General features: G+C 71.0%; 22 protein-coding genes, 1 tRNA gene and 1 pseudogene. 14 read left to right on the forward strand and 10 right to left on the reverse strand.

What is annotated here, in order from left to right:
• Window positions 1-546 precede the first annotated feature (546 nt).
• The 3 genes from O3W51_RS27100 (at window position 547) to O3W51_RS27110 (ending at window position 4,180) form a co-directional block, all read left to right on the forward strand.
• Window positions 547-2,976 carry a helicase-associated domain-containing protein gene (locus tag O3W51_RS27100; protein WP_138356222.1) on the forward strand — a complete coding sequence of 810 codons (2,430 nt, stop codon included), beginning with the start codon at window positions 547-549 and terminating at the stop codon, window positions 2,974-2,976.
• Between the two features lie 176 nt (window positions 2,977-3,152).
• Window positions 3,153-3,863 (forward strand): hypothetical protein, encoded by a 711-nt coding sequence (locus O3W51_RS27105; RefSeq protein WP_443048344.1) that lies wholly within the window; start codon window positions 3,153-3,155, stop codon window positions 3,861-3,863.
• Entirely contained in the window at window positions 3,818-4,180 is a 363-nt protein-coding gene (locus O3W51_RS27110) for a hypothetical protein (protein WP_269287607.1), read from the forward strand. The genes O3W51_RS27105 and O3W51_RS27110 overlap by 46 nt, the downstream gene beginning before the upstream one ends.
• Before the next feature lie 69 nt (window positions 4,181-4,249).
• On the opposite strand, the gene O3W51_RS27115 is transcribed toward O3W51_RS27110, so the two are convergent.
• On the reverse strand, window positions 4,250-4,453 hold the full coding sequence (locus tag O3W51_RS27115; RefSeq protein ID WP_138356224.1) for a hypothetical protein: 204 nt from the start codon (window positions 4,451-4,453) through the stop codon (window positions 4,250-4,252).
• Window positions 4,454-4,528: 75 nt separating this feature from the next.
• On the opposite strand from O3W51_RS27115, the gene O3W51_RS27120 reads away from it, so the two are divergent.
• Together O3W51_RS27120 and O3W51_RS27125 are read left to right on the forward strand one after the other, a co-directional pair.
• The gene (locus O3W51_RS27120) at window positions 4,529-4,747 is read left to right on the forward strand and encodes a hypothetical protein (protein ID WP_138356225.1); all 219 of its coding nucleotides are present in this window, start codon (window positions 4,529-4,531) and stop codon (window positions 4,745-4,747) included.
• Window positions 4,748-5,006: 259 nt separating this feature from the next.
• Window positions 5,007-5,285: a hypothetical protein gene (locus O3W51_RS27125; RefSeq protein WP_269287608.1), complete on the forward strand. Its 279-nt coding sequence runs from the start codon at window positions 5,007-5,009 to the stop codon at window positions 5,283-5,285.
• A gap of 29 nt (window positions 5,286-5,314) precedes the next feature.
• Here the strand turns inward: O3W51_RS27125 and O3W51_RS27130 are convergent, their stop codons facing one another.
• The 8 genes and pseudogenes from O3W51_RS27130 to O3W51_RS27170 form a co-directional block, all read right to left on the reverse strand.
• Window positions 5,315-6,154, reverse strand: a complete 840-nt coding sequence (locus tag O3W51_RS27130) for a serine hydrolase domain-containing protein (RefSeq protein ID WP_138356227.1) — start codon at window positions 6,152-6,154, stop codon at window positions 5,315-5,317.
• A 139-nt stretch (window positions 6,155-6,293) separates the two neighbouring features.
• Window positions 6,294-7,898, reverse strand: a complete 1,605-nt coding sequence (gene dacB, locus O3W51_RS27135; protein WP_198358609.1) for a D-alanyl-D-alanine carboxypeptidase/D-alanyl-D-alanine endopeptidase — start codon at window positions 7,896-7,898, stop codon at window positions 6,294-6,296.
• Window positions 7,899-8,085: 187 nt separating this feature from the next.
• Window positions 8,086-10,536, reverse strand: a complete 2,451-nt coding sequence (locus O3W51_RS27140) for a SpoIIE family protein phosphatase (protein ID WP_244809262.1) — start codon at window positions 10,534-10,536, stop codon at window positions 8,086-8,088.
• Window positions 10,537-10,916: 380 nt separating this feature from the next.
• A complete protein-coding gene (locus O3W51_RS48950) occupies window positions 10,917-12,773 on the reverse strand; it encodes a SpoIIE family protein phosphatase (protein ID WP_187144935.1) in 1,857 nt (618 codons plus the stop codon).
• A gap of 305 nt (window positions 12,774-13,078) precedes the next feature.
• Window positions 13,079-14,386 (reverse strand): mannosyltransferase family protein, encoded by a 1,308-nt coding sequence (locus tag O3W51_RS27155; RefSeq protein ID WP_138356231.1) that lies wholly within the window; start codon window positions 14,384-14,386, stop codon window positions 13,079-13,081.
• 127 nt (window positions 14,387-14,513) lie between these two features.
• On the reverse strand, window positions 14,514-15,035 hold the full coding sequence (locus tag O3W51_RS27160; protein WP_138356232.1) for a hypothetical protein: 522 nt from the start codon (window positions 15,033-15,035) through the stop codon (window positions 14,514-14,516).
• Between the two features lie 118 nt (window positions 15,036-15,153).
• A pseudogene (locus O3W51_RS27165) lies at window positions 15,154-15,624 on the reverse strand (SigE family RNA polymerase sigma factor); the annotation flags it as partial.
• A 214-nt stretch (window positions 15,625-15,838) separates the two neighbouring features.
• The gene (locus O3W51_RS27170) at window positions 15,839-17,479 is read right to left on the reverse strand and encodes a helicase HerA-like domain-containing protein (protein WP_138356290.1); all 1,641 of its coding nucleotides are present in this window, start codon (window positions 17,477-17,479) and stop codon (window positions 15,839-15,841) included.
• 197 nt (window positions 17,480-17,676) lie between these two features.
• On the opposite strand from O3W51_RS27170, the gene O3W51_RS27175 reads away from it, so the two are divergent.
• The gene (locus tag O3W51_RS27175; protein ID WP_138356234.1) at window positions 17,677-17,973 is read left to right on the forward strand and encodes a type II toxin-antitoxin system VapB family antitoxin; all 297 of its coding nucleotides are present in this window, start codon (window positions 17,677-17,679) and stop codon (window positions 17,971-17,973) included.
• Between the two features lie 144 nt (window positions 17,974-18,117).
• Window positions 18,118-18,762 (forward strand): LytR C-terminal domain-containing protein, encoded by a 645-nt coding sequence (locus O3W51_RS27180; RefSeq protein WP_138356235.1) that lies wholly within the window; start codon window positions 18,118-18,120, stop codon window positions 18,760-18,762.
• Window positions 18,763-18,886: 124 nt separating this feature from the next.
• On the opposite strand, the gene upp is transcribed toward O3W51_RS27180, so the two are convergent.
• Window positions 18,887-19,522, reverse strand: coding sequence for a uracil phosphoribosyltransferase (gene upp / locus O3W51_RS27185; protein WP_138356236.1), 636 nt, complete (start codon window positions 19,520-19,522; stop codon window positions 18,887-18,889).
• Window positions 19,523-19,689: 167 nt separating this feature from the next.
• On the opposite strand from upp, the gene O3W51_RS27190 reads away from it, so the two are divergent.
• The 7 genes from O3W51_RS27190 to O3W51_RS27220 all read left to right on the forward strand — a co-directional run bounded on the left by O3W51_RS27190 (window position 19,690) and on the right by O3W51_RS27220 (window position 23,106).
• Window positions 19,690-19,926 (forward strand): hypothetical protein, encoded by a 237-nt coding sequence (locus tag O3W51_RS27190; protein ID WP_138356237.1) that lies wholly within the window; start codon window positions 19,690-19,692, stop codon window positions 19,924-19,926.
• A 207-nt stretch (window positions 19,927-20,133) separates the two neighbouring features.
• Window positions 20,134-20,679: a tRNA adenosine deaminase-associated protein gene (locus O3W51_RS27195; protein ID WP_138356238.1), complete on the forward strand. Its 546-nt coding sequence runs from the start codon at window positions 20,134-20,136 to the stop codon at window positions 20,677-20,679.
• Between the two features lie 62 nt (window positions 20,680-20,741).
• A complete protein-coding gene (gene tadA, locus O3W51_RS27200; RefSeq protein ID WP_138356239.1) occupies window positions 20,742-21,197 on the forward strand; it encodes a tRNA adenosine(34) deaminase TadA in 456 nt (151 codons plus the stop codon).
• A 10-nt stretch (window positions 21,198-21,207) separates the two neighbouring features.
• Window positions 21,208-21,294 (forward strand) — tRNA-Ser (locus O3W51_RS27205).
• A gap of 264 nt (window positions 21,295-21,558) precedes the next feature.
• Window positions 21,559-21,723: a hypothetical protein gene (locus tag O3W51_RS27210; protein WP_187144938.1), complete on the forward strand. Its 165-nt coding sequence runs from the start codon at window positions 21,559-21,561 to the stop codon at window positions 21,721-21,723.
• Window positions 21,724-21,751: 28 nt separating this feature from the next.
• Window positions 21,752-22,045 (forward strand): Dabb family protein, encoded by a 294-nt coding sequence (locus O3W51_RS27215; RefSeq protein ID WP_138356274.1) that lies wholly within the window; start codon window positions 21,752-21,754, stop codon window positions 22,043-22,045.
• A 233-nt stretch (window positions 22,046-22,278) separates the two neighbouring features.
• Window positions 22,279-23,106 (forward strand): RNA polymerase sigma factor SigF, encoded by an 828-nt coding sequence (locus O3W51_RS27220; protein WP_138356275.1) that lies wholly within the window; start codon window positions 22,279-22,281, stop codon window positions 23,104-23,106.
• Window positions 23,107-23,164: the final 58 nt, after the last annotated feature.

The raw sequence follows: 23,164 nt of genomic DNA on the forward strand, positions 1-23,164 counted from the left end.
GCCATCCCCACCAAGGCCCCTCCTTACGAAACGGCACTCGGCACTCCACATCCCGGCGAATCCGGATGAGCGCCTCGCAGCTCGGAGGGTTGCAGTTCGGGTTGCATTCGCCCCCGTTCAAGTGCGTCCAAGTGGCGCTCTGGCCAGTGCTGCTCCCCAGCTCAGAACGGTGACGAACCCAGGCGTACCTCAGGACGAACAGTTGGAAAGCGTGTTGGGGGCAACCCCTCACGAGTTCGAATCTCGTATCCTCCGCACTTGCCTGAACAGGCAAAACGAGAAGCCGAGCCGCGACCCCGGCTCGGCTTCTTGGCGTGCACCGGTTGCACTCCTGGTTGCTCTTACCAGCTCCCAATCGGGACATTTCGGTGAACGGTCGGCTCGCTCGCGGCGCAATTTGGAGGTGGCCGACAAGCCGCCAACGCCCGTCAGCGGTGAACCTGCCCTCATGCGGCACCGAGGATCCCGGTGATACGCCATCCTTGAACCGGTCCCGGGGGCTTCGGCCCCGTCACGAATTTCCCTGGTCTGGCGAGGTGTCCCCGCATGAAGTCCCGATCAACGCTGGCGACATGGCTGGGCAGCCTCGACGGCTCTCATCTGGTTCGCGTGCTCGGGACACGGCAGGACGCCGTTTCCCCTCCGGAGCCGCGCTCGGTGGGGGAGTTGGCGGACCGGCTGCAGCGCCCGGGATCGGTGGCACTGGCTCTGCCGCGACTCGCGCTGCCGCACTTCCAGGTGGCCGAGGCGCTGGCAGCGCTGGGGGTGCCCGCATCGCGCGATGCTCTGGCGGAGCTGCTGGGAGCGGCGGACGACGAAGCCGCTCGCCAGCTGGACGACGTGCTGGAGGTGTTGGCCGATCATGCTCTGGTCTGGCCGGACGGCGCGGGGCAGCTCCGCATGGCCGGACCGCTGCGGCAGGCATGGGACGCACCCCTGGGGCTTGATGCTCCGCTGAAGGAACTGCTGGCGGGCACGACGTCCCAGGAGCTGCGCGGCATGCTGGCGGCACTGGGCGTCAAGCCACCGGGCACCAGGCCGCAGCGACTGGCCGCGCTAATGGAGCACCACAGCGACCCGGAACGGATTGTCTCGGTGGTCGCGAAGGCCCCCGCGGCGGCGCGGAAGCTGCTCGAACGCCAGGCGGCGGCCGGGCCGGGGCAGCCCTCGCAATTCGTCGTGTTCGGCACTCCCGATCCAGGGCTTGAACCGGGCGAGCGATGGGCATCGGACCGGGGGCTCCTGATCCAGGACCGTCACCGCTACGGTCCGGCCCGTATGCCCGCCGAGGTGGCGCTCGCGCTGAGGGGGCCCGGCCGGCACGCCCCGTTCGAACCCGTTCCGCCCTACGCGCCGCTGACGCCTGTCACCCCGCAGGAGGTGGACCGCGAGGCGTCGGCCGCGGCTGCGGCGTTCACTTCCCGTGCTGTCTCGGTCCTGTCGGTCTGCTCGGCGACTGCGCCGGCCCGGCTGAAGTCCGGCGGGATCGGTGCGCGTGAACTGGCCCGGATCGGCAAGGCCGCCCAGGCCGACGACGCCGTCGTGCGCCTTACTCTCGAAACTGCGTACGCTGCCGGGCTCCTGGACCGGAACGGCGATCGCGTGGCTCCCACCGAGGCGTACGACGCCTGGGCGGAACAGGAACCCCCGGAGCAGTTCGCCGTACTGCTTCAGGCGTGGCGGAACCTGCCGCTCACCCCCACCCAGGCGCGCGACGAGGACAACAAGGCGCTTCCCGCTCTCGCCGGAGCACCGCCCTGCAACGGCTGCGTGCAGGCCCGCCACGGGCTGTTGGCCGCAGCCGCACAGCTCCCGGCAGGGCAGGGCGCGAGGGTCACGGCGGATTTGGGACCCCTGATCGCCTGGCAACGCCCGCTCGCCGACTCGTCGCCCCAGGACGGAACGCCGTTCGCCGCCGTGATCCGTGAGGCCGAGCTCCTCGGCGTACTCGCTCGCGGCGTCGTGTCCGTCCTCGGCATCCACCTGCGGACGGACGACACGGAGGGGCTGAGCGCCGAGTGCCGGCGTTTGCTGCCCGCGGCCACCGCAGTGGCCCGGATCGGCGCCGACCTCACCGCCGTCGTCACCGGCACACCGTCCGCGCGGCTTGCCTCGCTCCTGGACTCCGTCGCCGAGCGGGAGGCCAGCGGCACGGCATCAGTGTGGCGGTTCAGCGCCGGCAGCGTCCGCCGAGCCCTGGACGCCGGCCGTATCCCCGACGACATCGCGGCCGACCTGGCCGCCATCGCCGCCGGGCCCCTGCCACAGCCCTTGTCCTACCTCATCGCCGACACCGCACGCAGCCACGGCCGCGTGCGCGTCGCCCCCGCCGTCTGCGTCATCCACGGCGAGGAGCCCGCGCTCCTGGCCGAACTCGCCGCCCACCGCAAGCTCTCCAGGCTCGGCCTGCGGCAGCTCGCCCCGACGGTGCTGCTCAGCCGCAGCCCGGTCGAAGCGACCCTCACCGCCCTCCGTGCCGAGGGCTACGCCCCCGTCGCCGAGACGGCCGAGGGAACCGTACGCATCGAGAAAGCCCGGCCTCAGCGGGCCGCCACTCCCATCCCGGCCCCCCGCAGAACAGGTGGTAGGGCGGCCCTCCGGAGCGCGGCCAATCGCGCGGCGAAGGCCCCGGCACCTGTCGACCTGAACGCCGTGGCCGCCCAGCTGCTCACCGCCCCACCGACCGCCCCGGCCCCCGACCCATTCGGCAGCGGAGTGCCCTACGGCACGGACACCGAAGAAATCGTCTCCGGGTATGCGAAGCAGCTGTCGTACAGCGATGTCCGCCAGCTCGCCCATGCCCTCGACGCCGGTACGGCCATCACGGTCGAATACGTCGCCGCCTCAGGAAGCCGCACCGTACGCACCCTCAGCCGCCTCGCTCTCGACCCGCCCTTTCTCGACGCCTGGTGCCACCTGAGGGACGACGAGCGAGTCTTCACCCTCTCCCGGATCCACGGCGTCATGCCCGCGTAGACCGCGCATACGTCCGCGTACAGCACATCTCGCCATGGGCGAGATACCCCATAGGCGGCGTTACGCGCATCGAGCCGAACGAAGCCGGTCTGGCCGTCGCGCTCACCGATCCGACCGGGAGCACCGAGCGCTACGACCGGGACGCGTTCGGCCGGGTCGTCGGAACGCGCGACCCGATGGGCGGCCTCACCCGCCTGGGCTGGACAGTGGAGGGCCTGCCGGCGTGGTCGGTGGCGTCCGACGGTGCCCGGGAGACCTGGACCTACGACGCGGACGGCAATCCCGCGGAATACCGCGATCCGGCGGGTACGGTCACGAGCACCGTCACCGCCGGCTTCGGCCTGCCGGCTTCGCGCACCGATCCCGACGGCACGGTTCACTACACGTACGACCGGGCGACGCGGCTCGTCGCCGTCTCGAATCCGGCGGGAGCGACGTGGTCGTACACGTACGACGCGGCCGGCCGACTGATCCGTGAGGTCGACTTCAACGGACGTGCGGTCGAGTACCGCTACGACGCGGCGGGGCAGTTGGTCGAACGGGTCAACGGCGCGGGCCAGAGCGTGCGTTACACCAGGGACGCCCTGGGCCGGGTGGTCGAGAGCCGTACCGACGCGGCGACCGCGTCCTTCGCCTTCGATGCCGCGAACCGCCTGCTGCGCGCGAGCAACCCGGACGCGGAACTGACATACCTCCGAGACGCCGCGGGCCGGATCCTCACCGAGACCCTGAACGGCAGCGCGATCAGCAACACTTACGACCGGTTGGGCCGTCGCACCAGGCGGAGCACACCGGCCGCACTGGGGACTGGCGGTTGTTCGAGAAATTCAGCAACCTGGCGGTGGACACCCACCCCGAGGGACTCGCCGCCGTCATCATCCCCGTGATCGCCGACGGAACGGCGCCGGCCAACTACGAGGACCTCGTCGAGATCCTCGGCGAGGTCGCCAGCGACGACGCGGACCCGAATGCCGTACCCGCCCTGCATGCCCTGCTGACGGCTCGCCTGCCGACCGAGACTCCTCCGTACGCCCTCTCTCTCAAGACCCTCCAGGCGCTCGGTGCGATCGGTGGCCGGCGCGCCGAGGAGATCCTGCGTGCCGTCGCCATCGGCGACCACCCCAAGGTGCTGAAGTGGGAGGCGGCCGTCGAGTTGGGCATCGAGGACGACCTCGGCTTTGACGAGGACGAGATGACGAGCTGACGAGCTGACGGGCCGTGGCTTCGGCGCAATCGGACTCGCCGGCTTCGGCGTCGGCTGTTGTGTGTGGCGTCAGTACCGCAAGGCGCTGAGGACTTCGGCGGTGACCGTACCGGTCAGGGTCCGGTTGCTCCGGGCGGTGGCGTCGGCGGTGGCGCCTGCGGCGACCTCGGGAACGTTGAGGGCACTCACGTCGACCACGGTGCCTGACTGGTTCTTGAAATTGACCAGGACGGTGTAGCGCCTGGACTTTGCGTCGTGGTTGGTGACCTTCACCGGGACGTCCGTCCGGCCGTCGGATCCGGTCGTCAGGGGGCCGAGAGTGACGTCTGCCTTCGCGTCCAGGCCGCCTTGACGTTGTCCAGCGCGGACGACGCGGCCGCTTGGGCGGAGGCGGCCGCGGATGCCGCCGCGCTGCTGGCGGCGGAGGCGGCGGACGACGCCCCCGACCTGACCGCGGAGGCTGCCGAGGACGCCGGGGCGCTGGCAGGGCTGTCCGACGAGCAGCCGGTCAGTCCGGCCCAACCGAGCATGACGGCCAGCGCGGCAGCGGCGCATCAGTTGATCTGACGTTTCATGGCTTCTCCCGGCTCGACGGCATTCTCCCGTCCAGCGTCGGCCAGCCCGGCCCTCCGTACGAGCAGGGCACGCGCGGCACCCGGGTGACGTCGGGGGCCGGAGGACCGGTACGGAGACTCGCGTAGCCATCGGTCGGTCAAGATCTCTTGAAGACCGTTTCACTGATTCCGCCGATGTCATGCCCTGCCGCCGGAACGACGACGCGACGCGATGCGCGCGGTGCGCCGAGAGGTCGATGGCACAGGAGCCGATGAGAGACCGAGAAGACGTCGGCCCGGCCGGGGGCGCTCGCGCGCGGATGGTGCGGAGCCGGGTCGGCGAGGCCTGGGACTTGGCGTTGTCGGCCGAGGAGTTCGCGGCGATCAAGGGCGTCGTGGTCGGGGAGGTCTGCAAGGAGGTGCGCGGCATCGTGCTTACGCGGCGCCAGGTGGGCCTGGACGAGTGGATCGACGCCCTGGCCCAGGCGCTGGCCGACGCCGCGGCCTCGAACGCCCGCGCCCGCGAGGCCATCGAGCGCTTCCTGTCCTGACCGGCCGGACCGGGGTGAACGAGCAAACCTCAGGTGGCGGCTTCGGCCCTCCTGAGGTGCTCCACCGCGGCTTCATCGGTGCCCTCGGAACTTCCGCCGAGTCGGTGGACCACCACCCAGCGGCCCGTCTCAGGGAACGCTCCGGCGAAGACGGAGGCGTCGCGGGTGGCGCCGTTGTGCCACTTCAGCGGGCCGGCCGACTGCCAGGACAGTGCGGGCGGGCCCAACGTCCGGTCCAGGAGCAGGCCGGTGAGCAGGTCGGCCGTGGCGCGGGGGGTGGCCCACAGTCCTCCCGCGGGCAGGATCGCTCCGGTCATCGTCCACGGCGCGCGTTCCCTCCCGAACCACCCGGTGGCGCACAGCCGCCGGTCGGCGGGCGGCCGGGCCGTCACCTCGTCCACGCCGAGCGGGTCGAGCACGTGCTCCCCCACGAGCTCTTCGTAGGGCCGGCCGGCGGCGGCGACCAGCGCCGCACCGAGGACGGCGTAGCCGAAGTTGGAGTACTCCTCCGTCTGCCCGGCGGGCCTGACGGTGAGCGAGTCGAGACGGCTCAGGAGTGCCGACAGCGCATCCTCGTCGAAGGGCGCGTAAGGGTCTCTGCGCGACAGGCCGGGCGGCAGCCGGGGCAGACCCGAGGTGTGCTCGGCCAGGTGCCGCAGGGTGATTCCGGTGCCCGCCGGCACCCGGTCGAGCCGGCGCTCCACGGGATCGTCCAGGTCGAGCAGTCCCGCGGCGGTCATGCGCGCGAGCACGGTTCCGGTCAGGACCTTGGTGAACGAACCGATCTCCACGAACCGGTCCGGGTCGTGCCCGCCGTCGGCGAAGGGCGGAGCGCTGCTGCTCAACACGCAGGTGGGTATGGGGCGCACGATCGTTGAGATCCCTTTCCTGAGGGTGGTGGGAGCCGGCACGAAGCTCAGGATCTCGCACCTTCATCGACGAAGGCCCGCACCGCACAACGCGGTCCGGGCCCTCGTCGATCCGTCGATGCGTCAACCGGCGAATCCGTCAGGAGCGGCTCCTGGCCTCCGCCTGCTGCTGCAGGAGGCCCGCGATCCGGGCCACGTCGTTGCCGATGTCGAGGACTCCGTTGATGTCCGGGGCGGAGCCGCCGGTCATGGCGATGTAGAAGGTGTTCAGCTGTCCGTGGCCCGCGGAGAGGTAGCCGCCGAGGGTCCATGCGCCGACGGTGGCCCGCTGGTTGACGGCGTCGTAGCCGGCGAAGGTGCCGGGCTTGCCCCATACCTTGCCCTTGCCCGGGCAGGTGGGAGAGCCCTCGCAGACGGAGGTCAGTGAGCCGTCCACCCCGAGGATCGGCAGCGCCTCACGGAAGCGCTTCGCCTCCTCGGTCCCCTGCCAGTAGTGCAGGATCTCGTCCTCCACGCGCGGGGTGACCCGGTCATTGGGGTTGCCGCCGCGGCCGTCGAGCATCTGTACCTGGGTCGGGTCGATGCCGGCCTGGCGCAGGAAGCTGTTGATCACGGGGAAGCCGTCCGCGCACGCGTGGCTGCCCGTCGAGACGGCCATCAGGCAGATCGTGAGGTTCGCCCCGAGGTTGTGGCTGACCTTGAAGATCAGCTTCGTGTACTCGGCGAAGATCGGCGAGACGTACGCGGCGACGCGCTGCGTACCGTCGTAGGAACGCGGCAGCAGGCCGGACGGGTTCGGTCCGGTCGGCCGGGCGGTGACCGTGACGCCGGCCCGGGCGAGCGCCTCGATCAGTGCCGTGCGCCCGAACGCCGCCGGGTCCTGGACGGGGGAGATCCGCAGCTCCGGCTTCGCGCCGGCCGCGATCGTTCCCGACAGGCTGATGCGGGTGCCGTCCGGCGAGGCGTTGACCACGATGTTCGTCGTGCCGCCCGCCTCGACCGTCTTCACGGTCGACGTCACCTGGTAGGGCGCGACCTGGGGCCGCCAGCTGAGCTGCGCGGGGCGGCCGGGGGTCGTCGCGGTGGTCAGCAGGTCGATGACGTTGTCGTTGATGATGAGCGGGGTCGGGAGCGGGTCCAGCTGCGGGGCGGAGGCGGTGCTGAAGATCCGGGAGTCGATGGCGACGTCGCCCTGGATCTTGGTGAGGCCCGACCGGCGGACCTGATGGGCGATCATGTCCAGCCCCGCGAGCGGGTTCTCGGGCGTGAGCGTGGCGCCCGGAACATCGTTCGCGTACGTGTGGTCGATCGGGGTGTAGGCGACGGAGCCGTCCGGCTTCGTCCGGCCGCCCATGGTGAGGTCGCCCTGCGCGACCAGCGCCAGCGACCCGTTCAGGACGCTGCCGGCCCGGCGGCCGAGGGCCTGCACGGGAGTGGTGAACCGGTGCTCGCCGCCCAGCGCGTGCCAGGCACTCGACACGCTGACCAGCTTGCCCGTCGAACCGGGGATGAAGAACTGGTCCGGGTACTGCGAGTGGACGACGCGTCCGGTCGAGCCCTCGACCTCGAGCAGGCCCCACTGGGCGTGCTCATAGGCGGGCTTCTCCATGATCGCCCTGATCTCCGGGCCGAGGTCGTCGTGGTGCCCGGGTACCGGACCCGCCGCACCGAGCGTCGCGACCGTGGCCATCACCGTGGTGACGATGCCGGCCCAGGTACGCCGGCCTCGCGGAATCGATCTCATGAACCCTCCAGTGCAGGGCCGGCGCACCAGCCAGTTCTGACGGTTGATCAGTTGAGCAGCACCGGGAGGCATACCGTGCGGAGGTCGGTCGTCGAACGTTCCAGCGAGCTGTTCACCCGCTTGCGCGGTGCTATTACCAGCGCGGTGTTCTTACTGGTACGGCTGTTCGTGGTCGGTCGGACAGCCCCTAGGCGTCGAACGCGGTGAGCAGCAGCGCCACGTCGTCCGCGCGGTGCGTCGACAGGCGGGCGTCGGCCAGCAGCCGGTCGGCGAGGTCCTCCAGCGAGCTCTCGTCGGCGTGCGCGAGCGAGACCCGCAGCCGGTCGATGCCCTCGTCGATCGGGATCCCCGGCTCCTCGACCAGCCCGTCGGTGTACAGGGCGAGCACCGAGCCCGGCGGCGGCACCAGTTCACTGATCGGGTACTCCGCCAGCGGATCGACGCCGAGCAGGGCGCCGCCCGCGAACTCCAGCACGTCGGTGTGGCCGTCGGCGTGCCGCAGCAGCGGGGGGAGGTGGCCGGCGCGCGCGATACGGGCCCGGCTCGCGGTCCTGTCCAGCTGGATCAGACAGCAGCTGGCGAGCAGGCCTGGGTCGAGCTCGGACAGCAGACGGTTGGTGCGGACCAGCACTTCGTTCGGCTCGCAGCCACTGGTGGCGAAGGCCCGCACCGCGCTGCGGAGTTGGCCCATGGTGGCGGCGGCGGCCACGCTGTGACCCTCGACGTCGCCGATGACCAGGCAGAGTCCCTGCGCGGTGACGATCGCGTCGTACCAGTCCCCGCCGATCTCCATGCTCTGTGTCCCCGGCAGATAGCGGGCGGCGATGGCGACACCGGGCACCTCGGGCAGTCGGTGCGGCAGCAACGCGTTCTGGAGGCCGCGGGCGAGGGCGAACTCGGTGTCGTACAGCCGGGCGCGCTCCAGCGCCTGGGCGATCAGACCGCCGAGCGCGGTCAGCACGCCGCGTTCCTCGGACGTGAACGGGTGGGGCTCGTCGAAACCCAGGATGCAGCTGCCGACGGGGTGCCCGGAGGCGATCAGCGGGAGGAAGGCCCAGGCGCACATCTCGTCCAGCGGTATCCCGGGGTAGGCGCCGGACAGCTCGTCGACGGACGCGAAGAAGATCGGCGCACCGGTGCTCAGCGTCTCCACCCCGGGCAGCCGGGCCCCCATCGGCGTGCCCTCGAAACGGTCCAGGAACGCCTCGGGGTAACCCTCCTGGTGGGCGAGGTTCAGCCGGTTCCCCGCGACGACGTAGATCGCCAGTTCCTGGCCGCCGAAGGCCGGCAGTATCTGCTCCGCGACGGCCGTGCACACCTCACGGACCGTGACGGCCTGGGTCAGCGTGCTGGCCAGTTCCAGCAGGCGGTAGATGGCCCCGACGCCGGCGCGCCGTGCGGGGGTCGACGGCCCGAACGCCGAGGCCGGGGTCTCCGCGTCCTCGGTCGGCTGCGGCGCCGGACCGTCGTGCTCGGGGGGCCCGCTCGCCGGGACGACGGTGCCGGTGACCCCGTGCGCGTCGGGGTAGAAGGCGAAGGCCAGCCACCGGTCGGGCGGGCGGCAGGCGAGATACGCGGTGGACTGGCGGGAGATCATCGCGGCTCGGTGGCTGTCCTCGTACGCGGGGTCGGAGAGCCAGCTGAGGCAGTCCCACAGCTGCCGCCCGAGCATTTCCTCGCGATGGGCCCCCAGCAGCAGCTCGGCGCCGAGGTTGGCGTAGGTGATCCGGCCGTCCGGGTCGAGCGAGAGGATGCCCTGCCGCAACCGCTCGACGGCCTCGGCGGCGGCGACGCCGGTCCCGGTGTCGAGGACGGTGCCGACCAGATGATCAGCGTCCTGACCAGCAGCTGTCCCGGAGGTCCTGCCCCGTACCTCGATGGTCCGCGACCGGTTCGGCCCGGCCGTCACCCGCAGTCGCGTGGCGAGCACCCGGCCGTCCAGCAGCGCGCTGCGGGCGGCGGAACAGAATCCCGGCAGGTCCTCCGGGTGGATCCGGGCGGCCAGGGTCTCGGCCCGGCCGTCGAACTGGTCGGAGGCCCAGTCGAAGATCGCGCACAGCTCGTCGTCGGCGGCGACGGTGCCGGTGGTGAGGTCCCAGTCGAACAACCCCAGGCGGATCGCCGTGCCCGACGCGGTGGGCAGCTCGATCACCGCCGTGTCGCCCCCGCCCTCCACCCGGTCCCCCCGGGCGGTCAGTTCCGCCAGCAGGGCCCCCAGCCGGTTGGCCGCGGACCGCAGGTGCCGGCGGGCGCCAGGCGGCAGCCCGACGGACGAGGGCGTCCACAGCCCGCACAGCACCCCGAAGCTCTCCTGACCTGCGACGATCGGCGCGCAGACGGAGGCGAACGAGTACGGCAGGCCCACCAGCAGCTGCGGGAAGCGCCGCAGCGTCTCCTCCGTCCCCGACAGGCACACACTGCGGCCGGTGCGATAGGCCATCGGGGCGGGCAGCGGGCTGCGCACGGAGATCCGGCGGAACGACCCCAGCGCCGACACGGGGACGCCGGCGACGGTGCTCAGCACGAGCGAGCGCCGGTCACGGGAGCGCAGGTACACCATGCCGCAGTAGGCGTCGGTGTCCCTGAGCACCTTGCGCACGGCAGCGGCGAGCAGCTCGTCCCGCTCCTCGGTCTCCACAGGCGGGAGGGCAGGGGCAGCGCCGCCCACAGTGGCCTGTGATGTCGGTGCGGTCGGTGCGGTCTGCGGGGCCTGTGGTGGGTCGGGCCCGCGCCGAAAACGGCGGACACCATCGGGACCGATCCCGGTGCGCGTCGCCTCGGTACTGCCGGTCACTTGCGTCCCTCGCGGGTCCGCCGGCACACCCTGGCGCATCTCTTCTCTGTACGCCCGCCCTCCAGGGGTGTCAAGGCGAACCAGGAGTGGCGGGGCCATCTTCCGTCACCGAGCGTTACCGAATCCTGGCCCCGACCGAGGTGGTCGGGGCGGAAGATATCGCCCGTCACAGGGCCCTGAGGCGGGCAGTCGGCCGTGTATCGCCGACGCCGGCGACGCGCTCCTCATGCGTCAGGGTTCGGTGCCACGTGCTTCGTGGGGATGCGCTGTTCGGACCAGATGATCTTTCCGGCGCTGGTGTAGCGGGTGCCCCAGTGTTCGCCCAGTTGGGCGACGAGGAACAAGCCGCGGCCGCCTTCGTCCGTGGTGGCCGCGTAGCGGAGGTGGGGGGAGGTGCTGCTGGTGTCGGTGACCTCGCAGATCAGGCTGCGGTCCAGCAGCAGGCGGACGGTGATCGGGCCTGCGGCGTGGCGGATGGCGTTGGTGATCAGCTCACTGAGGATCAGCTCCGTGGTGAAGGCCAGTTCGTCCAGTCCCCACTGCTCCAACTGCCGCTCGGCGGCGGCCCGTACGGCGGAGACGGCGGAGGGTTCCGACGGTACGGACCAGCGGGCGATCCGGTCCTCCGGCAGCGCGCGGGCCCGGGCGACGAGGAGGGCGACGTCGTCCTTCGGTTCTGCGGGGAGCAGGGCGTCGAGCACCGCGTCGCAGGTCTGCTCCGGGTCGCGGTCGGCGCCCGCCAGGGCGGTGCGGAGGAGGTCGAGCCCGACGTCGATGTCCCGGCTGCGGTCCTCGACCAGGCCGTCCGTGTAGAGGACCAGCTTGCTGCCCTCGGGCAGTTCGTGTTCCACCGCTTCGAAGGGCAGGCCGCCCAGGCCCAGCGGCGGGCCGGCCGGCACGTCGAGGTACTCCACCGATCCGTCGGGATGGACGAGCGCGGGCGGGAGATGGCCGGCGCGGGCCAGCTCGCAGCGCCGCGAGACCGGGTCGTAGATCGCGTACAGACAGGTCGCGCCGGCGGCGGGGGTGCCGGTGCCCGGGGCCACGTCGTCCTTGTCCATCCGGCTCACGAGGTCGTCGAGGTGCGCCAGCAGATCGTCGGGCGGCAGGTCCAGCATCGAGAAGTTGTGCACCGCCGTCCGCAGCCGGCCCATGGTGGCGGCGGCGTGCATGCCGTGCCCGACGATGTCCCCGACGACCAACGCGACGCGGGCGCCCGGCAGCGGGATGACGTCGAACCAGTCGCCGCCGACTCCCGCCCGCGCGGGCAGATAGCGGGTGGCGACGTCGAGAGCGTCCTGCTCGGGCAGTCCGTGCGGCAGCAGGCTCTGCTGGAGGGTGACGGCCATCGCCTGGTTGCCGGTGACGGCCGAGTCGATCTGCTCCTGGGTCGTGTACTTCGTGTCGAAGAACCCGGTGTTGCGGCCGACGCGCAGCACCGCCACCCGGTCCGTGACCGCACGGACCTCCTCCATCTCATGGCTGACCAGGAGCACCCCGAGCCGCTGGTCCCGCAACCGCTGGACCAGTGCGAGGACCACGGCGGCCTGTTGGGGGCCCAGCGCGGCGGTGGGCTCGTCCAGGATGACGAGTTCCGGCTCCCCGAGCAGCGCCCGCGCAATGGCGACGCCCTGCCGCTGCGCGGCGGAGAGCGAGGCGACCGGGACGCGCAGGCTCGGGATCCGGACGGACAGCACGTTGAGCAGCGCACGGGAGCGCTTCTCCATCTCGACCTCGTCGAGCCTGCCGAACCGGCGGACTTCGCGGCCGAGGAAGAGATTGGCGACGGTGTCGAGGTTGTCGCAGAGCGACAGGTCCTGGTGGACGGCGACGATGCCCAGCTTCTGCGCGTCGAGCGGCGTCCGGAGGTCGACCGGCCGGCCCTTCCACTCGATCACCCCGCTGTCCGGCGGGGACACCCCTGCGATGACCTTGACCAGGGTGGACTTACCCGCCCCGTTGGCGCCGACCAGACCGATCGCCTCGCCCTCGCCGATCTCGAGGTCGACCCCGCTCAGAGCTTGTACGGCGCCGAACCGTTTGGAGATTCCGCGCACGGCCAGCAGGGGGGTGTCTCGCACCAAAACTGCCTCCTACCCCGGGCCGGCCGGACTCGGGGACAAATATGCCCGGCGGACTCCGTCAGTGCACCGCGACGCCCTCGGGCGTTCGGATTCGCGATCGTAGAGGACATCGGCACGGATCGTCCCCATCTGGATGATCCTGAGGCCGAACAGATGAAAGCCCCGACCGGGAATCCGGTCGGGGCCCTCTATGAGCAACGGCTGCGGCCGTTGCTACAGGTACGGCTCAGTGAAGTTGACGATGGCTCACCTCTAGGTGGTCGGCACCGACGAAGGGGTTCCGGCGAGTCGGCAGGTGTTCGTCAGCCGGCCCAGCGGCCGGAGGTGAAGGCCACCGCGAGGACGGTCATCAGCGGGGCGGACAGGCAGACGTAGGCGGTACGGATCCAGGGGTGGTGGAGGGCCCAGCGGGCGAGACCGGTCCACAGGGGCCACCACAGGAGGGTGGCGCGGGGGATGGACATGTACCAGTACGAGGTGCCGAGTGCCCAGAGGGTGAGGGCGATGTAGGCGGCCTCCGGCCACCGGCGGCGTTGCAGGAGGCGGGCGAGGAGGAGCAGGCCGACCACCATGGCGACGAGTTCGGCCCGGAACATGAAGGCGTAGCCGGTGGTCTGGGCGTGGGAGAAGGCCGAGTCCCAGGTGTTCTGCCAGGCCTCCCTCGGGGTGTGGAACTGCCGGAACCAGCCGCGTTCCTGGGCGTGCTTCCAGGCCATCCAGTCGCCGGTCCTGGCGTGCAGGTACCAGGTGTAGGCGAAGGCGGGCAACGCGGGAAGGGCCAGCCAGGGGAGTGCGCGCAGGCGGTCGCGGAGGCCGGTGGCGGTCAGGAATTCGACGGCCAGGGCGGCCGCGAGGAACAGTCCGCTGATCCGGACGGTGGTGGCGCAGCAGGCCAGGACCGCCGCCAGCGGCCAGCGGCCCTTCTTCGCGGCCAGCCAGGCGGGCAGGGCGAGGGCCAGGAAGAGGGCTTCGGTGTAGCCGACGGCCAGGAACACCGCGCAGGGCGACAGCAGGAGGAAGAACACCGCGTGCTCCCCCGGGTCGCCTTCGCCGGTTTCCGTGTTCTTCGCGGCGAGGTGGAGGCGGGCTATTCGGGCGAGGGCCAGGACCGCGACAGCCCCGGCGACGAGCGAGATCAGCAGGCCCGCCACCGTCCAGCTGGGCACGACGGTGTGCACGGCGCGGAGCAGCAGGGGAAGGCCGGGGAAGAACGCCTCGCGGTTGTCGGGAGGGGCGGAGGCGGACCCGTCGGGGCTGCCGAAGTAGCCGTACTGGGCGATGCGGACGAAGTACGACCAGTCCCACTGCTCCCACCGCGAGAGCAGCGGTGGTGCATCCTTTGCCCGGCCGTCCCCGGTGAACAGCCAGCCGGTGCAGTAGGCGGTGATCCAGATCCCGGCCCGGGTGAGCAGATAGAGCGCGAGCACCTTCCGGTCATTGGCGCTGACCGAGGCGAGCAGCCGGTGTACGGCCGAACGCGCCGGTGCCAGTGCCGGTGGACGGTGCTCACGTGGGCGGCCGCTCTGGCCCCGCCTGGGGGAGGGCAGCAGCTGGTGCGGCCCCGCTTCGGCCTCGGCCTCCCGCGTCCGCGGGGCTGGTACGACGGACATGTTCGGCTCCGGACGGTGAGGTGGGAGGGCGGGGGCGGGCGTTTTTGGGCATGCGGGATCGCCCGGCGGCGCGACCGGTTCGTTCAGGAGGTGGTGCGGGAGGTGGCGGAGATCAGCCGGGCGGAGATCAGCCGGGCGGCGAGGTGGTCCGCAGCGTCGACTGCGTCGTGCTGCCCGGCGGCGGGACCGAGGTGGCCGTACCGGCGGGCGGCCCGCCCGGCCCGTAGGTCGCCATGCCGTGGGAGTCCGTGCCGTGTGTCGTCCCGGTCGCGGTCGGCGAGTCGCTGGGCTGCCCGGACCTCGACTGCGTCGGCAGCGGTTGTGGCGGGGTCGGTGATGCACCGTCCGGGTACGAAACGGAGGGCGATGTCGCGGGAGCGACCGTTCCGCCGCCGAACGGCAGGACGGCTGCCGCCGCGATGCCCGTACCGCCGACCATCAGGCAGGCGGCGAGCGCGTACGCGGCCGTCCGGCGGCGCCGGACCCGGTCGCCGCGCGCCATGATCACGGCGACGGGGACGGGGGCCGCCGCGGTCTGCCCGGCAGCGGCGGCGTTCTTGAGCGCGCTCGTCAGCGCGTCCTCCGGCGCATTCGGACCGTGCGGGTCGTGCCGGTCACGGGGGTCGTGGGGGTCGTGGAGCTCAGGCACCGGGAGCCTCCTCGGCGTGCGAATCGTGCGAACGATGCGAAGCGTTCGGATCGCCAGGACCGCCCGGACCGCCCGGATCACCGGAACCGCCGGAACCGCCCCGGCCGCCCGGATCGGCCGGATCCGTCAGGCGGTCGGCGAGCGCCGCCCGGCCCCGGTGCAGATGCGTCTTGACGGTGCCGCTGGAGACTCCGGTCTCGGCCGCGATCTGGTCCACGGACAGATCGCAGACGTAGTGCAGGACCACCGTGCGCCGCTGCCGCGGCGACAGTTCGCGCAGCGCCGACACCAGGGCCACCGGCTCGGGACCTGGTCCCTCGACGGACGGCGTGCCGCCGTGCCGCTGCCAGGCGTCGTCGGAGCGCCGGCGGCCGCGCCACCGGCTCACCGCGAGCCGCCAGGCGACCGTACGGATCCAGGCCTCCGGAGCCCCGTTGCGGTCCAGCTGCCGCCGCCGGCTCCAGCCGCGGACGAAGGCCTCCTGTACGACGTCCTGCGCCTCGTGCAGGTCGCCGAGCATCACATAGAGCTGACCCGTGAGGCGTCCCACCGCATGCGCGTAGAACTCCTCGAACTCCTCGACGGTCAACACTCACTCCAGATTCTCCGCGGACTCACCAGGCATACGCCTGGGCCCCCGCGTCCGGTTGACAGTGAACGCCGAAAAGTTTTTCCGGGGAGCCAAAGTTCTTCCGGGGAGCCAGGAAGGGCGGGATGCAGCGGACTCCTGGGGCCCCGACTGGGGCGCCGGCTGGGGCGCCGGCCGGGGCGCCGGCACCCGTCCGACCGGAGCCCCGATGATGTCAGCGCTTGCGCGTGCCGAAGAGCGAGCGGCTGATCTCGCGGCCGATCTGGGTGCCCAGCGAGCGCGTCAGTGATGTGAAGACGCCGCTGCCGACGACCTGCTCCACGACGCTCTTCTCCCCCTCGGCCGCTTTCCCCGCGGCTTTCCCGCCCGCCTTTCCAGCGGTCTTCGCGGGCGCCTCGGCGGCTTGCCGGCCGGCCGCCGGGGCCATGGCGGCGTCGGCGGCCGCGTTCAGCTTCTCGTAGGCCGATTCGCGGTCGACGGCCTGCGCGTAGCGGGCGTAGAGCGGCGACGACTTGACGGCCGTGTCCATCGTGGCCGCTTCGATGGGTCCCATCAGGGACTGCGGGGCCCGCAGCCGGGTGGCGGCGACCGGGGTCGGCGCGCCCTTCTCGCTGAGGACGGTGACGACGGCCTCGCCGGTGCCCAGCGCGGTCAGCAGCTCGCCCAGGTCGTAGGCGGAGTTGGGGAACGTCGAGACGGTCGCCTTCAGGGCCTTGGCGTCCTCGGGGGTGAAGGCGCGCAGGGCGTGCTGGACGCGGTTGCCGAGCTGGGCGAGGACGTCGGAGGGCACGTCCTTCGGGGTCTGGGTGACGAAGAAGATGCCGACGCCCTTGGAGCGGATCAGCCGCACCGTCCGGGTGATGGCGTCGAGGAACGCCTTCGACGCGCCGTTGAAGAGCAGATGGGCCTCGTCGAAGAAGAAGACCAGCTTGGGCCGGTCGATGTCGCCGACCTCCGGGAGGTCCTGGAAGAGGTCCGCGAGCAGCCACATCAGGAAGGTGGAGAAGAGCTGCGGCTGGTCCTGGACGGCGGGCAGTTCCAGTACCGACACCATCCCGCGCCCGTCCGGCGCGGTCCGCAGCAGTTCGCTGGTGTCGAACTCGGGCTCGCCGAAGAACGGCTCGGCGCCCTGCGCCTCGAACGCCGTCAGGGTCCGCATGAGGACGCCGGCGGTGGCGGACGAGATGCCGCCGATGTTCTTGAGCTCGCCCTTACCGACGTCGGAGGTGAGGAAGGCGATGACGGCCCGCAGGTCCTTGAGGTCGATCAGCTCCAGGCCCTTGGTGTCGGCGTAGTGGAAGATCAGGCCGAGCGACTGCTCCTGCGTCTGGTTCAGCCCGAGCACCTTCGACATCAGGATCGGGCCGAAGCCGGTGACCGTCGCCCGCAGCGGGATACCGGCGCCGATGCCGCCGAGCGCGTAGAACTCGGCGGGGAAGCCGGACGCCGCCCAGCTCTGGCCGACCTCGGCGGTGCGCTGCGCGACCTTGTCGTTCGGCTGACCGGGGGCGGAGATCCCGGAGACATCGCCCTTGACGTCGGCGAGGAACACCGGCACCCCGTTGGCCGACAGCTGTTCGGCGATCAGCTGCAGCGTCTTGGTCTTGCCGGTGCCGGTGGCGCCCGCGACGAGGCCGTGCCGGTTGAGCATGCCGAGCGGGATGCGGATCTGGGCGTCGGCGTGGCAGGTGCCGTCCCACAGCAGCGCGCCCAGGTCGAGCGCCGGCCCGGTGAAGGTGTAGCCGGCCAGGATCGTCGCGGCGGGGCCCGGCAGATCCGCCGCGGGGCCGGGCCGGTCGGTGGAACGGACGGCGGACGCCCCAGCGGACGGGACGGATGGCGCATCGGGAGACATACCGGACGGCGCATCGGCGGACTGCGCGGGGGACGCGCCGACAGGCGAATCCGCGGGCGGATCGGCCGGAAGTGCCGCCTGGGCTTGCGGATCGGTCATGGCAGGCTCCCGCTAGGTCCGGCTATCGACGTAAATACCACCTTTGCACTCCTCCGCCACTGCTGCGCCCGCACGGGCTCGCCCGGTAGGCTTTCCGTGTGATCTTCAAGCGCATCGGAAACGGGCGGCCGTACCCCGACCACGGCCGGGTCAGCACGCGAGAGTGGGCGGATGTCGCTCCACGTCCGGTACGCCTCGACCAGCTGGTCACCACCAAGGGCCAGCTCGACCTGGAAACCCTGCTCGCCGAGGACTCGACGTTCTACGGCGACCTCTTCGCGCATGTCGTGAAGTGGCACGGTGACCTGTATCTCGAGGACGGTCTGCACCGGGCGGTCCGGGCGGCGCTCCAGCAGCGCCAGGTTCTGCATGCCCGCGTCCTGGAGATGGACTGACCGAGGCGGCCGTACGGACCCGCCTGCGGACCCGCCCTGTGGGGGCGGCTGTTCGGAGGCGGGTGTTCGCCCTTTCGGGTTCGGCTGTCCGCCATTCATTGATCATTTAGTACGCTCCGGCGATGAGCGCACTACGCTGCGCCCATGAGCATGCTCACCCCTTCCGGCATGGGCGGGAAGTACCGGATCACCGGAAACCAGTACCCGAGAATGGGCCGGCCGCGAAGGCGCGGCCGTACCGCCCTGGCCATCGTCGCCTCGGTGGTGGTACTCGGCCTGATCGGCTGGGGCACGCTACAACTCATCGACGTCTTCACCGGCGGCAAGGACAAGGGCCCCGCCCAGGCCCACGCGGCCCCGGCGAGCTGCAAGCCGACGGCCGCCGCCACGCCGAAGCCGACCGGCAAGCCCGCCCCGCTGCCCCCGCCGGCCTCGATCGGGGTCACGGTCTTCAACGCGACGGCGAAGGGCGGGCTGGCCAAGACCACGGCCGATGAGCTGGCCAAGCGCGGCTTCCGCGTCATCAAGTTCAGCAACGCGCCGGTCGAGTACGACAAGAAGGTCACGGTGCCGGCGCTGATCGTGGCCGGCCCCGCCGGTGCGCAGGCGGCGAAGGTCGTCGGCACGCAGGTCGCGGGCTCCACGGTGAAGATCGACCCGAAGCGGGCGGGCCCGGGCGTGGACCTGCTGATCGGGACGCCCTACACGAAGCTGGCCGACCCGAAGGACGCCGCGAAGGCCCTGGCCGTCGCGGCCAACCCGACCCCGGCGCCCTCGCCCAGCTGCTAAAGGCCGCAAGGGCACGACAGCCGCCCGGAAGACCGAGAACCCCGAGAACGCCGAGAAGCCCCGGCCCACCAGGTCCGGGGCTTCTCGCATCCGACGTCCAGTTCGTGTCGCGGCCCTGCGGCGGCTATCCGGCGGTGCCGTAGAGCCGGTCCCCCGCGTCGCCCAGGCCGGGGACGATGTAGCTGTTCTCGTTGAGCCCCTCGTCGACCGAGGCGGTGACGACGGTGACCGGCTTGCCCGCCAGCTCCCGCTCCATGACCTCGATGCCCTCGGGCGCCGCGAGCAGCACGATCGCGGTGACGTCGTCCGCGCCGCGCTCGATGAGCAGGTTGATGGCGGCGACCAGCGTGCCGCCGGTGGCCAGCATCGGGTCGAGGACGTACACCTGGCGGCCGGAGAGGTCCTGCGGCATCCGGGTGGCGTAGGTCTTCGCCTCCAGGGTCTCCTCGTCACGGATCATGCCGAGGAAACCGACCTCGGCGGTCGGCAGCAGCCGGACCATGCCGTCCAGCATGCCCAGGCCGGCCCGCAGGATCGGGACGACGAGCGGACGCGGGTAGGAGAGCCGTACGCCGGTGGTCGGGGCGACCGGGGTCCGGATGTCGACCTGCTCGGTACGCACGTCGCGGGTCGCCTCGTAGGCGAGCAGGGTGACGAGTTCATCGGCCAGCCGACGGAAGGTCGGCGAGTCGGTGCGCTCGTCGCGCAGGGTGGTGAGCTTGTGCGCGACCAACGGGTGGTCGACTACGTGGATCCGCATGCACCCGACATTAACCGAGTCCCAGGGGTCCCCGCCGCCGCTCGCTCTCTCCACCGATGCTCTGCCGACTCTCCGCCGAACACGCATCAAACCGCACGGTAGAGGGAAACTGTGCACATACGCCCGGAGCGCCCCCGGGTGCCCCGACCCCCCACGGGTGGTGCCACATGCCGGAGCGGAGCGAGAACGGTGACAAGCCGGAAGAGCCCGGTCAGCCGAAAGCGCGGAACAAGCAGACCAAACGCAAGACCCAGGAAGAACGCGACGCGGAGCGCCGCAGACGCCGGGTGATGTTCCTGCGCGAGCTGAACGAGGCCAAGGAGCTGCGCGAGCGCGTACAACCGCGCAGGGCGCGCGCGGCACGCATGCGGCAGGCCATGCGAATGCGGACGTTCCGCTGGTGACCGGCCGGACCTCCGGAACGTCCGGAAACGGTGCGGGGGCGGGCCGGAAGCCGCCTCCTGAGGGTGTTCCGCAGCCCGACGTGATGAAGACCTGGCACGTCGGAGTGCGGAAGACCCTTCGCAAAGCCCAGCTTTCTGCCACGATGCCGAGTGGGTGGGGTGCTCCCCGCCCGGTCCGGACGGCCTGAGACCTGTGGGAGAGTCACGGTGTACTTCGCCGCACTGCTCGCGCGCAACGAGAACGGTTGGCAAGCGAGCGAACCTGATCTCGACGATGTGGAAACCCTCGGCGACCTGAGCGACCTGGCCCGTGCGGCCATCGCCGAGGAGGAAACGGTTCTGGTCTTCATCGAGCAGGAGGACGCCTGGTTCGGTGTCATCCGCGTCGATGGTGAAGAGGACCCCAGGATCTATGTGTCCGATGCCGCCGCGGCAGCCCGTAGTTCGTACGGAGAGATCCTGCTCACCGACGAACTGCTCGGCCGGGACCCCGAGGACCCCCTCGACGTCCTGGTCGACCTCGACGGTACCGAGGACGGCGACGACGACGATGCCGACGAGGACGTGGTCCCCGGCCCCACCGAGGACCATGTGCCGGCCGGCCCGCTCGGCGAGGCCGGCCTGCTGTCCGATCTCGGTATGAGCGACAAGGAGCTGCTGGACCTCAGCGGTGACGGCGCGCTCACCGGAGAGGCGCTCGGTGAGATCGCCGAGGCGATCGGCTGTGCCGACGTTCTGGAGGCGGTCCGCTGAGCACCGCACCACCCCCGCCCGGTCCTCCCCGCGATCCGCTGCGCGACCCGTGGACCGGGCCGATGCGCCATGCCCTGGAAGAGGCCGGGCTCGCCCCGCGCACCGGCGATGTGCCGGTGGGCGCGGTCGTACTCGGCCCGGACGGCGTGGTCATCGGCAGGGGCCGCAACGAACGCGAGGCGACCGGTGACCCGACCGCCCACGCCGAGGTGCTCGCGATCCGCGACGCCGCTCAGGCGGTCGGAGAGTGGCGGCTGACCGGCTGCACGCTCGTCGTCACGCTGGAGCCCTGCACCATGTGCGCGGGCGCGATCGTCCTCTCCCGGCTCGACCGGGTCGTGTACGGGGCACTGGACGAGAAGGGCGGCGCCGTGGGCTCCCTGTGGGATGTCGTCCGCGACCGCCGGCTCAATCACCGCCCCGAAGTCATCCAGGGAGTGCTCGCCGAAGAGTGCTCCGCCCTCCTCACCCGGTTCTTCCGCTCGGGCGATTTCGGAGCACGGCCCCACGTGGGCTAAGCTCTCTCTCGGTAGCGTGTCCGAGCGGCCTAAGGAGCACGCCTCGAAAGCGTGTGTGGGGGCAACTTCACCGTGGGTTCAAATCCCACCGCTACCGCTCTTGAGCAGTACCGAGCAGTACCCAGTAGTAACGACGAAAGCCCCGGCTCGTGCGAGCCGGGGCTTTCGTCGTTCCCGGCTTCTGACGGCGCGTCCGGGCGGGCCGCCGGATGTGGGCAGGAGGAAGGGGACCTTCGTGCTAAAGCGCCGGTTGAACCGCTGGCGGGGCCGCTGAATAGGCCGTTCGATGGATAGACTCCACCAATCGCACGCTGGGGACAGCCGGTGGGGGCTGCCACTGCTGCCGGGGAGGGCAAGGGGCATGGCGCAGGCGAAAAAAGTCACCATGTACGTACTCGTGGTCTTCGTGCTCTACACGATCATCACGCAGCCAGCGCGCGCCGCCGATCTTGTGCAGGTAGGGTTCGAGGGCATTTCGAACGCCGCAAGAGGCATCGGAGAGTTCATGCACGAGCTGGTCAACTGATCGGCGCGCTGCCGGTGAGGAGTCCCGCGTGATCCGCCATCTGGTCCTGTTCAAGCTCAATGACGGTGTCGGCCGTGACGAGTCCCGGGTCGCCGCCGGAGCGAAGGCGTTCGAGGAGCTCGGCGGGCTGATCCCCGAGCTGACCTCGTGGGAGTGCGGCTGGAACATCACCGACCGGCCGATCGCTTACGACTTCGCGATCAACTCCTCGGTCGCGGACGCCGCCGATCTGAAGACCTATCTGGAGCACCCCGCACACCAGGCGGCGGCGGGCCAGTGGCGTGAATTCGCGACCTGGGTGATCGCCGACTACCCCTTCTGACGGTGCCTGGCCGCCGGTCCGCCCGGTAGCCGCCGCCACCCGTCCCGGCCCGTCCCACGGCCGGTCACACGGCCTGTCGCTCAGCCCCCCGCCCACCGGGCGGGGGGCTTTGTCGTGTCCCGCCAAGGTCAACTCACCGCCCAACACGGCGTTATTAGGTGCTTGCGTACAGTGCACATGAATTGTGATGCTATGACCGCTTTTGCCGGATGAGTGGACCGATGAGGGGTGGTGTGTCCGTGTCGGCCCGAACGGCGTCAACAACTTTCGCCCGCAGTAGGACGAGTACGCCCAATACCAATGCCCTGGAAGCGCGTGCGCTGACGACCGTGCTGTTCGAGGAGATCTCCGGGCTCGAACCCGGAACACCCGAACACGCACGCGTACGCGCCGCGCTGATCGAGGTCAATCTGCCCCTCGTCCGCTACGCGGCAGCCCGCTTCCGCAGCCGGAACGAGCCCATGGAGGACGTCGTCCAGGTCGGCACCATCGGGCTGATCAACGCGATCGACCGGTTCGACCCGGAGCGCGGGGTGCAGTTCCCGACCTTCGCCATGCCCACCGTGGTGGGGGAGATCAAACGTTACTTCAGGGACAACGTGCGGACCGTTCACGTACCCCGCCGGCTCCATGAGCTGTGGGTCCAGGTGAGCGGGGCGATCGAGGACCTGACGGTGCTGCACGGCCGGTCGCCGACGACCGGAGAGATCGCCGAGCGGCTCAAGCTGGCCGAGGAGGAGGTGCTGGCCTGCCTGGAGGCGGGGCGGGCGTACCACGCCACCTCACTGGAGGCCGCACAGGAGGGCGACGGCGCTCCGGGGCTGCTGGACCGGCTCGGGTACGAGGATCCGGCGCTGGTCGGGGTCGAGCACCGCGACCTCGTCCGGCATCTGCTCGTACAGCTGCCCGAACGGGAGCGGCGGATCCTCATGCTGCGGTACTTCGGCAATCTGACGCAGTCCCAGATCAGTGCCGAGCTGGGCGTCTCGCAGATGCACGTGTCCCGGCTGCTGTCCCGCAGCTTCGCCCGGCTGAGGTCCGCAAACCAGCTCGAAGCGTAACTCTTGGGGAGGAACGGTCCTGCAGAAATATGTCGACTTGGCGCTACAGCGTGTTGCC

Origin of the sequence: Streptomyces sp. H39-C1 (assembly GCF_027158125.1) — a bacterium.
GTDB lineage: Bacteria > Actinomycetota > Actinomycetes > Streptomycetales > Streptomycetaceae > Actinacidiphila > Actinacidiphila fildesensis.

Excerpts from the sequence above, each read along its gene's own strand:
- dacB (WP_198358609.1), bottom strand. The coding sequence starts at position 7,898 with ATGAGATCGATTCCGCGAGGCCGGCGTACCTGGGCCGGCATCGTCACC.
- O3W51_RS27190 (WP_138356237.1), top strand. The coding sequence starts at position 19,690 with ATGCCGGAGCGGAGCGAGAACGGTGACAAGCCGGAAGAGCCCGGTCAG.
- O3W51_RS27125 (WP_269287608.1), top strand. The coding sequence starts at position 5,007 with ATGAGAGACCGAGAAGACGTCGGCCCGGCCGGGGGCGCTCGCGCGCGG.
- O3W51_RS27170 (WP_138356290.1), bottom strand. The coding sequence starts at position 17,479 with ATGTCTCCCGATGCGCCATCCGTCCCGTCCGCTGGGGCGTCCGCCGTC.
- tadA (WP_138356239.1), top strand. The coding sequence starts at position 20,742 with ATGCGCCATGCCCTGGAAGAGGCCGGGCTCGCCCCGCGCACCGGCGAT.
- O3W51_RS27100 (WP_138356222.1), top strand. The coding sequence starts at position 547 with ATGAAGTCCCGATCAACGCTGGCGACATGGCTGGGCAGCCTCGACGGC.
- upp (WP_138356236.1), bottom strand. The coding sequence starts at position 19,522 with ATGCGGATCCACGTAGTCGACCACCCGTTGGTCGCGCACAAGCTCACC.
- O3W51_RS27210 (WP_187144938.1), top strand. The coding sequence starts at position 21,559 with ATGGCGCAGGCGAAAAAAGTCACCATGTACGTACTCGTGGTCTTCGTG.
- O3W51_RS27105 (WP_443048344.1), top strand. The coding sequence starts at position 3,153 with ATGGGCGGCCTCACCCGCCTGGGCTGGACAGTGGAGGGCCTGCCGGCG.
- O3W51_RS27180 (WP_138356235.1), top strand. The coding sequence starts at position 18,118 with ATGAGCATGCTCACCCCTTCCGGCATGGGCGGGAAGTACCGGATCACC.
- O3W51_RS27155 (WP_138356231.1), bottom strand. The coding sequence starts at position 14,386 with ATGTCCGTCGTACCAGCCCCGCGGACGCGGGAGGCCGAGGCCGAAGCG.